The 11,899-nt window shown below is 65.3% G+C and carries 12 protein-coding genes and 2 tRNA genes; 8 read left to right on the top strand and 6 right to left on the bottom strand.

Annotated elements, in window-relative coordinates:
- Positions 1 to 16: 16 nt before the first annotated feature.
- Complete coding sequence (locus tag AC1RCS_RS23500) at positions 17 to 664, bottom strand: retropepsin-like aspartic protease family protein (protein ID WP_492246200.1); 648 nt, start codon at positions 662 to 664, stop codon at positions 17 to 19.
- A gap of 142 nt (positions 665 to 806) precedes the next feature.
- The gene (locus AC1RCS_RS23495) at positions 807 to 1,292 is read right to left on the bottom strand and encodes a YajQ family cyclic di-GMP-binding protein (protein WP_218297518.1); all 486 of its coding nucleotides are present in this window, start codon (positions 1,290 to 1,292) and stop codon (positions 807 to 809) included.
- Positions 1,293 to 1,365: 73 nt separating this feature from the next.
- Between AC1RCS_RS23495 and murB the strand changes: the two genes are divergently transcribed.
- The gene (murB, locus tag AC1RCS_RS23490) at positions 1,366 to 2,439 is read left to right on the top strand and encodes a UDP-N-acetylmuramate dehydrogenase (protein ID WP_492246201.1); all 1,074 of its coding nucleotides are present in this window, start codon (positions 1,366 to 1,368) and stop codon (positions 2,437 to 2,439) included.
- 197 nt (positions 2,440 to 2,636) lie between these two features.
- Here the strand turns inward: murB and argG are convergent, their stop codons facing one another.
- The 4 genes from argG to AC1RCS_RS23470 all read right to left on the bottom strand — a co-directional run bounded on the left by argG (position 2,637) and on the right by AC1RCS_RS23470 (position 5,657).
- Complete coding sequence (gene argG / locus AC1RCS_RS23485) at positions 2,637 to 3,974, bottom strand: argininosuccinate synthase (protein ID WP_218297516.1); 1,338 nt, start codon at positions 3,972 to 3,974, stop codon at positions 2,637 to 2,639.
- A 39-nt stretch (positions 3,975 to 4,013) separates the two neighbouring features.
- Positions 4,014 to 4,331: a pyrimidine/purine nucleoside phosphorylase gene (ppnP, locus tag AC1RCS_RS23480; protein WP_218297515.1), complete on the bottom strand. Its 318-nt coding sequence runs from the start codon at positions 4,329 to 4,331 to the stop codon at positions 4,014 to 4,016.
- Between the two features lie 151 nt (positions 4,332 to 4,482).
- Positions 4,483 to 5,136, bottom strand: a complete 654-nt coding sequence (locus AC1RCS_RS23475; RefSeq protein ID WP_218297514.1) for a glycine zipper 2TM domain-containing protein — start codon at positions 5,134 to 5,136, stop codon at positions 4,483 to 4,485.
- A gap of 134 nt (positions 5,137 to 5,270) precedes the next feature.
- Entirely contained in the window at positions 5,271 to 5,657 is a 387-nt protein-coding gene (locus tag AC1RCS_RS23470) for an arsenate reductase (RefSeq protein ID WP_218297513.1), read from the bottom strand.
- Positions 5,658 to 5,705: 48 nt separating this feature from the next.
- On the opposite strand from AC1RCS_RS23470, the gene folC reads away from it, so the two are divergent.
- From folC to AC1RCS_RS23435, 7 genes are all read left to right on the top strand, one after another.
- A complete protein-coding gene (folC, locus tag AC1RCS_RS23465; protein ID WP_218297512.1) occupies positions 5,706 to 7,031 on the top strand; it encodes a bifunctional tetrahydrofolate synthase/dihydrofolate synthase in 1,326 nt (441 codons plus the stop codon).
- A 22-nt stretch (positions 7,032 to 7,053) separates the two neighbouring features.
- Positions 7,054 to 7,881 carry an SPOR domain-containing protein gene (locus tag AC1RCS_RS23460; protein WP_492246283.1) on the top strand — a complete coding sequence of 276 codons (828 nt, stop codon included), beginning with the start codon at positions 7,054 to 7,056 and terminating at the stop codon, positions 7,879 to 7,881.
- A gap of 24 nt (positions 7,882 to 7,905) precedes the next feature.
- Positions 7,906 to 8,394, top strand: a complete 489-nt coding sequence (locus AC1RCS_RS23455) for a CvpA family protein (protein ID WP_218338765.1) — start codon at positions 7,906 to 7,908, stop codon at positions 8,392 to 8,394.
- Positions 8,395 to 8,472: 78 nt separating this feature from the next.
- Positions 8,473 to 9,978 (top strand): amidophosphoribosyltransferase, encoded by a 1,506-nt coding sequence (purF, locus tag AC1RCS_RS23450; protein WP_218297509.1) that lies wholly within the window; start codon positions 8,473 to 8,475, stop codon positions 9,976 to 9,978.
- Between the two features lie 128 nt (positions 9,979 to 10,106).
- Entirely contained in the window at positions 10,107 to 11,534 is a 1,428-nt protein-coding gene (gene gltX / locus AC1RCS_RS23445) for a glutamate--tRNA ligase (RefSeq protein ID WP_218338763.1), read from the top strand.
- A gap of 65 nt (positions 11,535 to 11,599) precedes the next feature.
- Positions 11,600 to 11,675 (top strand) — tRNA-Ala (locus AC1RCS_RS23440).
- A gap of 30 nt (positions 11,676 to 11,705) precedes the next feature.
- Positions 11,706 to 11,781 (top strand) — tRNA-Glu (locus AC1RCS_RS23435).
- Positions 11,782 to 11,899: the final 118 nt, after the last annotated feature.

Raw genomic sequence — 11,899 nt, 5'->3', positions numbered from 1 at the left:
GGTGCGCGTCGGGGGCTCAGTTGCGCTTTTCCAGCACCATCTGGTCATTGATGCGGGTCATCTGGAACTCGGTCAGGAAGCTGTTGCCCAGCAGCACGTAGGGCATGGCCTGCGAGGTGATGACGGCTTCGACCCCGAACACCTCGACGTCGCCGATGCGCACCGAGTCGAGCTTCATGCGCCACCCTTGCGCCACCCCGTTGGCGGTGCTCATGCGCACGGGCTGGCCGCTCTGGTAGTTCAGGCCCATCCGCTCCGCGTCGGGCCGCCCGATGGCCACAGTGGAGGCGCCCGTGTCGACCATGTACTGCATCACGCGGCCGTTGATCGTGCCGCTGTTGACGAAATGCCCGCGGCTGTCGGCCATCAGCACAATGCGCTTGCCGCTGCCTCCCCGGCTGCCCACGCTCACGGGGGCCTCGCCCAGCCGCAGGGTGCGGCGCGCTCCCTTGACTTCGACGGTGGCTTCTTCTTTGGTGACGGTAATGACCTTGACGCCCTGGTACTCATCCCCAGCACCCACCGCCTTGGGGGGGGTGGCATCCACCACCAGCAAGGCCTTGCTGCCCAGCATGCCCGCCAGCGCCACCGCCTGCGCATGAGCCCAGGACGGGGCCAAGCACAGAGCAACCAGCGCGGCCAGGGCAAAGGAGTGGATCGTCATTCGTTGATGGCGCTGTGCGCCTCCCCCGTACCTCGGAACTGGCGCGGCCCAGGTGAGGGACGCCAAGCCAGGGCCGCCCCGCAGCGAGGGCGTCGTCCCCCTGGACGGGGAAGGCGCGAAGCGACTCAGGGGGTGCTCCATCTCAGTCGCGGAAGTTGTCGAAGGACAGGGGCACGTCGGTCACGTCCTTGCGGATGAGCGCCATGGCCGCCTGCAGGTCGTCGCGCTTGGCGCCGGTCACGCGCACCTTGTCTTCCTGGATGGCGCCCTGCACCTTGAGCTTGCTCTCCTTGAGCAGCTTCTGGATCTTCTTGGCCAGCTCGCTCTCGATGCCATTGCGCACCTTGATGACCTGCTTGACCTTGTCGCCACCCATTTTCTGGACATCGCCCAGGTCGAGAAAGCGCACATCGACGTTGCGCTTGGTGAGCTTGTTGCGCAGCACGTCCTCGATCTGGGTGAGCTGGAAGTCGGCGTCGCCGATCAGCGTGATGTCCTTGTCCTTGATCTCGATGCTGGCCGAAGTGCCCTTGAAGTCGAAGCGGGTGGCGATTTCCTTGGCCGTGTTCTCGACCGCGTTTTTCACTTCGACGAGGTTGGCTTCGCAGACGGTGTCAAAAGATGGCATGGTGGCTCTCAATCTCAGGGGAAACGGTGCAATTCGCAGGGGGCCGGAAGGGCCCGGTGCGACAATCGGGCCAATGGTAGTCGAGAAAAACGCCCCTTTGCAGCCCTGGAACACCTTTGGCATCGCTGCGCGTGCCCAAACCCTGGTGCGCGTGCACTCGGCGGCCGATGTGCTGGCCGTGCTGAACGATTCCGATCTGGCCGCGGCGCCCAAATTCGTCCTGGGCGGCGGCAGCAACATCATCCTGACGGGCGATGTGAAACCCGTCGTGCTCAAGATGGAGATCAAGGGCCTGCGCCTGGTGGAGGACACGCCCAAGGCCTGGATCGTGGAGGCGGGCGCGGGCGAGGTCTGGCACGACTGCGTGGCCTGGACGTTGGAGCAGGGCTATGCGGGCCTGGAGAATCTGGCGCTGATCCCGGGCACCGTGGGGGCTGCACCCGTGCAGAACATCGGCGCGTATGGCGTGGAACTGCAGGATCGCTTCGAGTCGCTGGACGCGATGGACCTGGCCACGGGCCGGTCGTTCACGCTGGATGCCGCCCAGTGCGGCTTTGGCTACCGGGATTCGGTGTTCAAGCATGCGCCGTCGGAGGCACTGGATGCGGGCGGGTTGCCGCGCGGCATGGGCCTGGAAGGCCGGGCGGTGATCACCCATGTGCGGTTTCGCCTGCCCAAGCCCTGGAAACCGGTGCTGGGCTACCTCGACCTGGAGCGCCGCCGCATGGAAGAGGGCGTGGAGCATCCCACGGCGCGGCAGATCTTCGGCTGGGTCTGCGACATCCGCCGCGCCAAGCTGCCCGACCCGGCCGTGGTGGGCAATGCGGGCAGTTTCTTCAAGAACCCCACGGTGTCGCCGGACCAGTGCGCCGACATCATCGCGCGCGAGCCGCGCATCGTGCACTACCCCATGCCCGACGGCAGCATCAAGCTGGCCGCGGGCTGGCTGATCGATGCCTGCGGCTGGAAGGGCAAGTCCATCGGCAAGGCCGGCGTGTATGAAAAGCAGGCCCTCGTGCTGGTCAACCGGGGGCGGGGTGCCGACAGCGTGACCGGCGGCGAGGTGATGACCCTGGCCAAGGCCATCCAGACCAGCGTGTACGAGCGCTTCGGCATCCGGCTGGAGCCCGAGCCCGTGGTGGTATAGCCTTCTGCACAGGCACCCGGAGTCCGCCAGAACACCGGCAGCCGGAGCCGCATAAAAAAAAGCCACCTGATCGGTGGCTTTGCTATTTATTTGATAGCTTTTCGCGCTTGCCTGTCCAGCGGCAGGGCATGTTTTTGTGCCTGTTTGGCAGGGCGCGGAGGCGGGCGTGCTCCCGGCCGCCCGCGCCCTTGCCAGCATCACTTGCGGTCGTTTTCCAGCTGCGCCAGTGCCGCATTGCCACCCAGCGACAGCAGGCCGGCGCGCGAGTACACGCCCAGCTTGTCGCGGGTGTCCGAGATGTCCAGGTTGCGCATGGTCAGCTGGCCGATGCGGTCCAGCGGGCTGAACGGCGCGTCTTCCACCTTTTCCATCGACAGGCGCTCGGGTGCGTAGGTCAGGTTGGGCGATTCGGTGTTGAGCAGCGAGTAGTCGTTGCCACGGCGCAGCTCCAGCGTCACGGTGCCGGTCACGGCGCGCGCCACCCAGCGCTGGGCGGTCTCGCGCAGCATGATGGCCTGCGGGTCGAACCAGCGGCCCTGGTACAGCAGGCGGCCCAGCTTCAGGCCGTTCATGCGGTACTGCTCGATGGTGTCTTCGTTGTGGATGCCGGTCACCAGGCGCTCGTAGGCGATGTGCAGCAGCGCCAGGCCCGGGGCCTCGTAGATGCCGCGGCTCTTGGCTTCGATGATGCGGTTCTCGATCTGGTCGCTCATGCCCAGGCCGTGGCGCCCGCCGATGCGGTTGGCTTCGAGGATCAGTTCCACCGGGTCGTTGAACTCCACGCCGTTGAGGGCCACGGGCTGGCCTTCTTCAAAGCGCACCGAGACTTCCTCGGCTTTGACGGTCACTTCGTCCTTCCAGAACGCCACACCCATGATGGGGTTGACGATGCGGATGCCGCTGGACAGGAACTCCAGGTCCTTGGCCTCGTGCGTGGCGCCCAGCATGTTGCTGTCGGTGCTGTAGGCCTTCTCGGCGCTCATCTTGTAGCCGAATCCGGCCTGGGTCATGAACGCCGACATCTCGGCGCGGCCGCCCAGCTCGTCGATGAACAGCTGGTCCAGCCAGGGCTTGTAGATCTTGAGCGAGGGGTTGGTGAGCAGGCCGTAGCGGTAGAAGCGCTCGATGTCGTTGCCCTTGAAGGTCGAGCCATCGCCCCAGATGTTGACGTCGTCTTCCTTCATCGCCGCCACGAGCATGGTGCCAGTCACGGCACGGCCCAGCGGCGTGGTGTTGAAGTAGGTCAGGCCACCGGTGGAGATGTGGAAGGCGCCGGCCTGCAGCGCGGCGATGCCTTCGTGGGCCAGCTGCGTGCGGCAGTCGACCAGGCGGGCCTTCTCGGCGCCGTACTCCATCGCCTTGCGGGGGATGGCGTCGTAGTCGGGTTCGTCGGGCTGGCCCAGGTTGGCGGTGTAGGCGTAGGGCACGGCGCCCTTGAGCTTCATCCAGTGCAGGGCTGCGCTGGTGTCCAGGCCGCCCGAGAAGGCGATGCCGACTTTTTGCCCCAGGGGCAGGTTTTGGAGAATGGTGGCCATGTGCGGTCGTCCGTTGTTCTTGTCGATGGAAATGCCGGTTCAGCCGAAATGGCAGATGTAGTGGTAGGCCTCGGTCACGCGGATGTCGAACTTGGAGTTGCCTGGCACGCTGAACTTCTCGCCAGCGGAGGACTTCACCCAGTTGTCGGTGCCCGCCAGCTTGTACTCGCACGAGCCCGCCACGCATTCCATGATTTCCGGCGCGCCGGTGTTGAAAGTGAGTGTCGCTGGCAGCACCACGCCCACCGACTTCTTCGTGCCATCGGGGAAGGTGATGCCGTGGCTCACGCACTTGCCGTCAAAGTACACATTGGCCTGGGTGGTGACGGACACGCCGTCGATTTTTTCGGTGGTCATGGGTGCGCTGGATAAGGTTGGAGGAAACCCGCGATTTTAGGGCAGGGGGGCGGCGGCCTGGCTGGCGGGGCCCCACTAAAAACCCCCCGCCCGCAGATCGCCCAAGCAAAAGAGCCCCGAAGGGCTCTTTGCGATGGCTGGCGCCAGGGGCTCAGCGCCAGTAGGGATTGCGGTGGTGCGGGTAGTACGGGCGGCTGTCGTAGCCGTATTCGATCACGGTGACGGGCGGCGTCACATAGGTGGGCTGCTGGTACACCGGTTGCGCGGGATAGGTGGAGGTCACCACGCCAGGCTGGCTGTACACGCCTTGCGAAGCGTACGGGTCGGGCTGCGTGGAGTAGGTCTGGCCCGCGGGCTGCACGCTCAAGGGAATCCAGCGGCCCGGATCCGTCTGGGTGCGGGTGGTGTACTGGCGCCCGGCGTACTCATAGACCACGTCGTAGCCGACCGTGCGATTTTCGTAGTACGTCTCGGTGGTGCAACGCTGCACGTTCTGGTACTGGGGCTGTCCGCCTTCGATCTGGTTGCCCAGCACGGCACCGCCCAGCACGCCGATGGCGGTGGCGGCGGCACGGCCGCTGCCTTTGCCGATGGCATTGCCGGCGGCGCCACCGGCAATGGCGCCCATCACGGCGCCAGCGCCGCTGGTGCGGTTGCCGCTGTACACCGTTTCATTGCCGCACACCTGCTGCGGCGTGGCGACCTGCTGCACGACGGGGGTGGCGGAGAGCACGCGGCCCTGCTCCTGCGCGCTGGCCATGGTGGCGATGGCCGCCATGGCGGAAAAAATGACGATCTTTTTCATGGAGAAACTCCTTTCGGGTCGGTACATAACGCACCAGACTGTGGAAAAGTTTAGGCCGGCAAGGTCAATCCAGGGCCTGGTCGCCGTAAATCTGCGTAAAGATTTGTGCAATTTCCCCGGTCTGTGCGCTTGATTCACGCGGCCGCAGGCCGTTCCATCCAGGTTTGCCACTGATCGGGGGCAAAACCCACCGAGATGTGGGTCTTGCCGCCCTGCTGCCACTCGACCACCGGGCGCTTGATCACGCTGGGCTGGGCCTGCATCAGGGCACTGGCGCTGTCTTCGCCTTGCACGGCTGCCTGGACGTTCGAGTCCAGCTTGCGCCAGGTGGTTCCCTGGCGATTGACCAGCTTCTCCCAGCCGACGGCCAACATCCAGCCGGGGAGGCGGGCGGCGGGAACGCCCTGTTTCTTGAAATCATGGAACGCGTAGTCCAGCCCCTGTTCCGTGAACCAGGCGCGGGATTTCTTGACGGTGTCGCAGTTGGGAATGCCGTAGACGGTGATGTGTGAGGTTGTCATGCCGCGCATCATCCGCCAATTGCGGCCTGGGCGACAATCCCGCCCTGTATGCATACCAAAATCCACACCCTGGAAGGCTGGCTTCGCCACTGCGAACAGCTTCACCCCCGCAATATCGAGATGGGCCTGGACCGCGTCCGTGAAGTGGCGCGCCGGATGGCCTTGCGGTTCGACTGCCCCGTGGTCACCGTGGCGGGCACCAATGGAAAAGGCTCCACCTGCGCCATGCTGGAAGCCGTGGCCCTGCAGGCGGGCTACCGCACGGGGGTGTACACATCGCCCCACCTCGTGCATTTCGAGGAACGGTGCCGTGTGCATGGCGAGATCATTCCTGCTTCGGACCTGATAGCGCATTTCGAAGCTGTGGAAAGCGCCAGGACCCAAAATGGCGATGAAGTCTCCCTTACTTACTTCGAGTTCACCACGCTGGCCATCCTGCGCCTGATGAGCCATTCCCGGCTGGATGTGGCCATCCTCGAAGTGGGCCTCGGGGGGCGGCTGGATGCCACCAACATCATTGATGCCGATTGCGCCGTCATCACCAGCATCGACATCGACCACACCGAGTTCCTCGGGCCGGACCGCGAGAGCATCGGCCGGGAAAAGGCCGGCATCATGCGCACGGGGCGCCCGGTGATCGTGAGCGACCCGATGGCGCCGCAGAGCATCGCCGACCACGCCCTCGAAATCGGGGCTGATCTGTGGCGGTTCGGCAAGGATTTCAATTTCTCGGGCGACAAGCTGCAGTGGAACTGGGCCGGCCGGGGCCGCCGCTACGCGGGGCTGGCCTATCCATCGCTGCGTGGCGCGAACCAGCTGATCAATGCATCGGGCGTGCTGGCCGCGCTGGAAGCCCTGCGCGAACGCCTGCCGGTGACGGCCCAGGCGGTGCGCAATGGCCTGGCCATGGTGGAGTTGCCGGGACGGTTCCAGATCGTGCCTGGCCAGCCCACGCTGGTGCTGGACGTGGCGCACAACCCGCACTCCGTGGCCGCGCTCACGGCCAATCTGGACGCCATGGGCTTCTTTCCCACGACCCACGCGGTCTTCGGGGCCATGGCCGACAAGGACCTGGCCCCCATGCTGGCCAAGGTAGGGCCGCTGATCGACCGCTGGTACTTCACCAATCTGCCCACGCCCCGGGCCGAGACGGCCGCCGTGCTGCAGCAGAAATGGAATGCCGTGCAGATGGTGGCGGGCGGGCGCCGCGACGTCACCTCGACCTTGCACCCGGACCCCATGGATGCCCTGCAGGCGGCAGTCGCCGCGGCGGACCCCGCTGATAGAATCGTGGTCTTTGGCTCGTTTTACACGGTGGGCGGTGTGCTGATCAATGGAACACCTCGCCTGCACGCCAAACATCTGGGCGCATAAGGTCCGCACGAGTCGTTACTCCATGGCATTTTTCAAGTTTCGGTGGCCCGGTCACAGTGAGCAACCTCAGGCCGAAAAGCCGTCCAAGCGTCCGCGCACCCCGCAGGCCGAGAGCATCGAAGTGATGCGCCGGCGTGCGCGCCACCGGCTGATCGGCGCGGCCGTCCTGGTGTTGATCGGGGTGATCGGATTTCCGATGCTGTTCGACACGCAGCCCCGCCCGATTCCGGTGGACATTCCCATCGAAATTCCGGACCGCAACAAGGTCGCTCCCCTGGTGGTGCCCGGGCCCGTGGCCGAAGCGCCAGCGCCCAGGCCTGCGACACCCACGGCTGCGGAGGCGCCTGCCCAGCGTCCGGCCCCCCCCGCACGTGGCAACGTGGCCGGCAATGGCCTGACGGAGGGCGAGGAACTGGTGCAGGGGTCGCGCCCGGCGGCATCCAGGCCGGCCGCGGCGGTCACGCCTGCCAAGCCGGAAGCAAAGCCCGAACCCAGGCCTGAGCCCAAACCCGTGCCTGAACACAAGCCCGCAGTACCGCGTCCGGACGACGCTGCGCGCGCCCGTGCCTTGCTGGAAGGCCGCCCGGCGGAATCCGCGGGTGCTGCCGCCAAGGCCGATGAAAACCGGTTCATCGTGCAGGTCGGTGCCTTCGCGGACGCGGACAAGGCCCGCGAAGCGCGCACCAAGGTGGAGCGCGCCGGCATGAAAACCTATACCCAGGTGGTGGATACCAAGGACGGAAAACGCACGCGGGTTCGCGTGGGGCCGTTCGCCGACCGTGCCGAAGCCGACAAGGCGGCAGCCCGGATCAAGGCTCTTGACCTGTCCGCGTCCGTGCTGTCGCTGTAAGGCGCGCGCAGGCTGAGCGTATCCGTGGCTGCCCTGGACTGGATTTTCGTGGTGGTGCTGCTGGCATCGATGCTGATTGGCGCCTGGCGCGGTCTGGTGTTCGAGGTGCTGTCCCTGCTGGGGTGGGTGGTGTCGTTCTTCGTGGCGCAGTGGTTTGCCGAGGACATGGCGGCGGTGCTGCCCATGGGCGAATCGGCGGGCTCGCTGCGCTATGCGGCGGGTTTCGTGGTGGTGTTTGTCGCGTCGGTATTTGCCTGCGGGTTCGTGACCTGGCTGATCAAGAAGCTGGTGGACTCCATCGGCCTGCGTCCGGCGGACCGCACGCTGGGGGCCGTTTTCGGGGTGCTGCGGGGGGCGATGCTGCTGCTGGCGGTGGCCGTGGTGGCCGGACTCACGCCCCTGCGAGAAGCGCCGTGGTGGCAGGAGTCGCAGGGGGCACCGTTGCTGGCCGAAGTGCTCAAGGGCTTGAAACCGGCGTTGCCGGAAGAATTTGGAAGGCATCTGCCTTCTTGATATCGATGCGGCAGTGGCCAGAGGCTGTTGCTGCGAGGTTGCCGCGGGGCTGTTCCCGCAAACGGATGGAATACAACTATGTGTGGAATCGTCGGCGTCGTCAGTCCAGCGCCCGTCAATCAGCTGATCTATGACGCATTGCTGCTCCTGCAGCACCGCGGCCAGGACGCAGCGGGCATCGTGACCCAGCAGGGCCGCAAATTCTTCATGCACAAGGCCAAGGGCATGGTGCGCGATGTGTTTCGCACCCGCAACATGCGGGCGCTGCCGGGCAATGTGGGCCTGGGCCAGGTGCGCTATCCGACCGCAGGCAACGCCTACAGCGAGGAAGAAGCCCAGCCGTTCTACGTCAACGCCCCCTTTGGCATCGTGCTGGTGCACAACGGCAACCTGACCAATGCCCGCGAGCTGCGCACCGAACTGTTCCTGACCGACCACCGGCACACGAACACTGAAAGCGACTCCGAGGTCCTGCTGAACGTGTTCGCGCATGAGCTGGAGCGGTCGACCCGCGGCGTGCCGCTGCAGCCCGAGGACGTCTTCACGGCGGTGCGAGCCGTGCACAAGCGCATCAAGGGCTCCTACGCCGTGATCGCGCTGATCGCCGGCCATGGCCTGCTGGCCTTTCGTGACCCGCATGGCATCCGCCCGCTGGCCATGGGGCGCAGCCAGGATGGCACCGTGATGGTGGGCAGCGAGTCGGTGGCGCTGGAGGGCACCTCGCATGTGTTCGAGCGCAACATCGATCCTGGCGAAGCGATCTTCATCACGCTCGATGGCAAGGTGCATGCCAGCCAGTGCGCGGAAAACCCGCAGCTCAATCCGTGCATCTTCGAGTTCGTGTACCTCGCGCGTCCCGACTCGGTGCTCGACGGGATTTCGGTCTACCAGGCCCGCCTGAACCTCGGCGAAGCGCTGGCCAAGCGCGTGGTGTCCACCGTGCCGCCCAATGAGATCGACGTGATCATCCCGATCCCCGAGTCGAGCCGTCCGAGCGCCACACAGCTGGCGCACCTTTTGGGTATTCCGTACCGTGAAGGTTTCGTCAAGAACCGCTACGTCGGCCGCACCTTCATCATGCCGGGGCAGGGCGTGCGCAAGAAGTCCGTGCGCCAGAAGCTCAATGTGATCGCCAGCGAGTTCAAGGGCCGCAATGTGCTGCTGGTGGATGATTCCATCGTGCGCGGCACCACCAGCCGCGAAATCGTGCAGATGGCGCGCGACGCTGGCGCCCGCAAGGTGTACCTGGCCAGCGCCGCCCCGCCGGTGCGCTACCCGAACGTGTACGGCATCGACATGCCCACCAGCAGCGAGCTCGTGGCACACGGCCGCACGGTCGAAGAGATCCGCCAGGCCATCGGCTGCGATGCGCTGATCTACCAGGATGTGGATGGCATGAAGAAGGCCGTGGGCTCGCTCAATGCGTCCATCGTGGGGTTTGATGCATCGTGCTTTGACGGCGTGTACGTCACGGGGGATATCACCGCCGCCGACATCGCCCGCCTGAACGAGGGGCGCGTGGGCACGGAAGAGGGCGAGGAGGATACTTCCCGCCTGGCGCTTCCGAACGCGCAGGAGGCGTGACCGGGGGCGGGCGCCTCGTGCCCTGCCCTGAATTGCCGGGTACCGGGGCAGGGGCGCGGCCTGGCGCCCCTGCCTTCGGACGGACTGAATCTTGAAACTGGCCCCGAGAGGGGCCAGAACTTATTGACATGACTGAAACATCCACCATTGCTTCCAGCACGGGCCGCGTGCGCACCCGCTTCGCCCCGTCACCGACGGGCTTCATCCACCTGGGCAACATCCGTTCGGCCCTTTATCCCTGGGCCTTCGCGCGGGCGACGGGAGGGGATTTCATCCTGCGCATTGAAGACACCGACCTCGAGCGTTCCAGCCAGGCCGCCGTGGATGTGATCATCGAGGGCATGCGCTGGCTGGGCCTGGACCACGACGAGGGGCCGTTCTATCAGATGCAGCGCATGGACCGCTACAAGGCGGTGCTGGCCGACCTGCAGGCGGCGGGCCATGTGTACTCCTGCTACATGAGCGTGGCCGAGCTGGATGCCTTGCGCGAGAAGCAGATGGCCGCCAAGGAAAAACCCCGGTATGACGGCACCTGGCGCCCCGAGGCCGGCAAGACCCTGCCGCCCGTGCCGCAAGGCGTCCAGCCCGTGCTGCGCTTCAAGAACCCGCAAGGCGGCGTGGTGGCATGGGACGACAAGGTCAAGGGCCGCATCGAGATCAGCAACGACGAGCTCGACGACCTGGTGATTGCGCGCCCCGACGGCACGCCTACCTATAACTTCTGCGTCGTGGTGGACGATATCGACATGGAGATCACCCACGTGATCCGTGGCGACGACCATGTGAACAACACGCCGCGCCAGATCAACATCTTCCGCGCCCTGGGCAAGGAACCGCCGGTGTATGCCCACCTGCCCACCGTGCTGAACGAGCAGGGCGAGAAGATGAGCAAGCGCAATGGCGCCAAGCCCGTCACGCAGTACCGCGATGAGGGCTACCTGCCCGACGCCATGGTCAACTACCTGGCGCGCCTGGGCTGGAGCCACGGCGACGACGAGATATTCAGCCGCGCGCAGTTCCTGGAATGGTTCAACCTGGACCACCTGGGCCGCAGCGCAGCCCAGTTCGACGAGGCCAAGCTGCGCTGGGTGAACGCCCAGCACCTGAAGGCCATGGCCGACGATGCGCTGGCCGCCCTGGTGGCGCCGCAGTTGCAGCAGCGCGGTATTGCGGCCCAGGCACTGGCCGACGGCCGGCTCGCGCGGATCTGCGCGCTGTTCAAGGACCGGTGCGACACGACGGTGGCGCTCGCCAACTGGGCCCAGGTGTTTTACGGTGACGTGACCCCGGTGGATGCCGAGCGCGCACAGCACGTCACCGAAGCCATTGCCCCGGCGCTCGATGCGCTGGCCGATGCGCTGGCCGCCTGCGAATGGGACAAGGCTTCCATCAGCGCTGCATTCAAGCAGGTGCTTGCCAGCCAGGGACTGAAAATGCCGCAACTGGCCATGCCTGCGCGGGTTCTGACCGTGGGCACGGCCCACACTCCGTCGGTCGATGCCGTGCTGGAATTGGTCGGACGTGAAAAAGTTGTAGCGCGTTTGCGAAACCGCTAAAAATCTGTCTATAATTCAAGGCTCAGATGATGACAACAAACACAGTGTGTTTCGAGTCATTCAGTGGGGGTATAGCTCAGCTGGGAGAGCGCTTGCATGGCATGCAAGAGGTCATCGGTTCGATCCCGTTTACCTCCACCAAGGTTTGTTATCGGTTAGTTCCAAGGTTTTGACCCTATCGTCTAGAGGCCTAGGACATCACCCTTTCACGGTGAGTACCGGGGTTCGAATCCCCGTAGGGTCGCCAAGTTGTAGCGCTTGGCTTGTATTGAGAGATGCAAGCGAAAAGCTGCCTGCCAGGAGTGGTAGTTCAGTTGGTTAGAATACCGGCCTGTCACGCCGGGGGTCGCGGGTTCGAGTCCCGT

It is taken from the genome of Acidovorax sp. GW823-FHT01C06, assembly GCF_058798375.1.
The sequence above is the reverse complement of the archived record's forward strand: the minus strand, read 5'-3'. Positions and strand labels throughout refer to the sequence as shown.

Coding starts and splice junctions, on each gene's coding strand:
- gltX (WP_218338763.1), top strand. CDS start 10,107: ATGACTGAAACATCCACCATTGCTTCCAGCACGGGCCGCGTGCGCACC.
- folC (WP_218297512.1), top strand. CDS start 5,706: ATGCATACCAAAATCCACACCCTGGAAGGCTGGCTTCGCCACTGCGAA.
- argG (WP_218297516.1), bottom strand. CDS start 3,974: ATGGCCACCATTCTCCAAAACCTGCCCCTGGGGCAAAAAGTCGGCATC.
- murB (WP_492246201.1), top strand. CDS start 1,366: ATGGTAGTCGAGAAAAACGCCCCTTTGCAGCCCTGGAACACCTTTGGC.
- AC1RCS_RS23475 (WP_218297514.1), bottom strand. CDS start 5,136: ATGAAAAAGATCGTCATTTTTTCCGCCATGGCGGCCATCGCCACCATG.
- purF (WP_218297509.1), top strand. CDS start 8,473: ATGTGTGGAATCGTCGGCGTCGTCAGTCCAGCGCCCGTCAATCAGCTG.
- AC1RCS_RS23500 (WP_492246200.1), bottom strand. CDS start 664: ATGACGATCCACTCCTTTGCCCTGGCCGCGCTGGTTGCTCTGTGCTTG.
- AC1RCS_RS23460 (WP_492246283.1), top strand. CDS start 7,054: ATGGCATTTTTCAAGTTTCGGTGGCCCGGTCACAGTGAGCAACCTCAG.
- AC1RCS_RS23495 (WP_218297518.1), bottom strand. CDS start 1,292: ATGCCATCTTTTGACACCGTCTGCGAAGCCAACCTCGTCGAAGTGAAA.
- ppnP (WP_218297515.1), bottom strand. CDS start 4,331: ATGACCACCGAAAAAATCGACGGCGTGTCCGTCACCACCCAGGCCAAT.
- AC1RCS_RS23470 (WP_218297513.1), bottom strand. CDS start 5,657: ATGACAACCTCACACATCACCGTCTACGGCATTCCCAACTGCGACACC.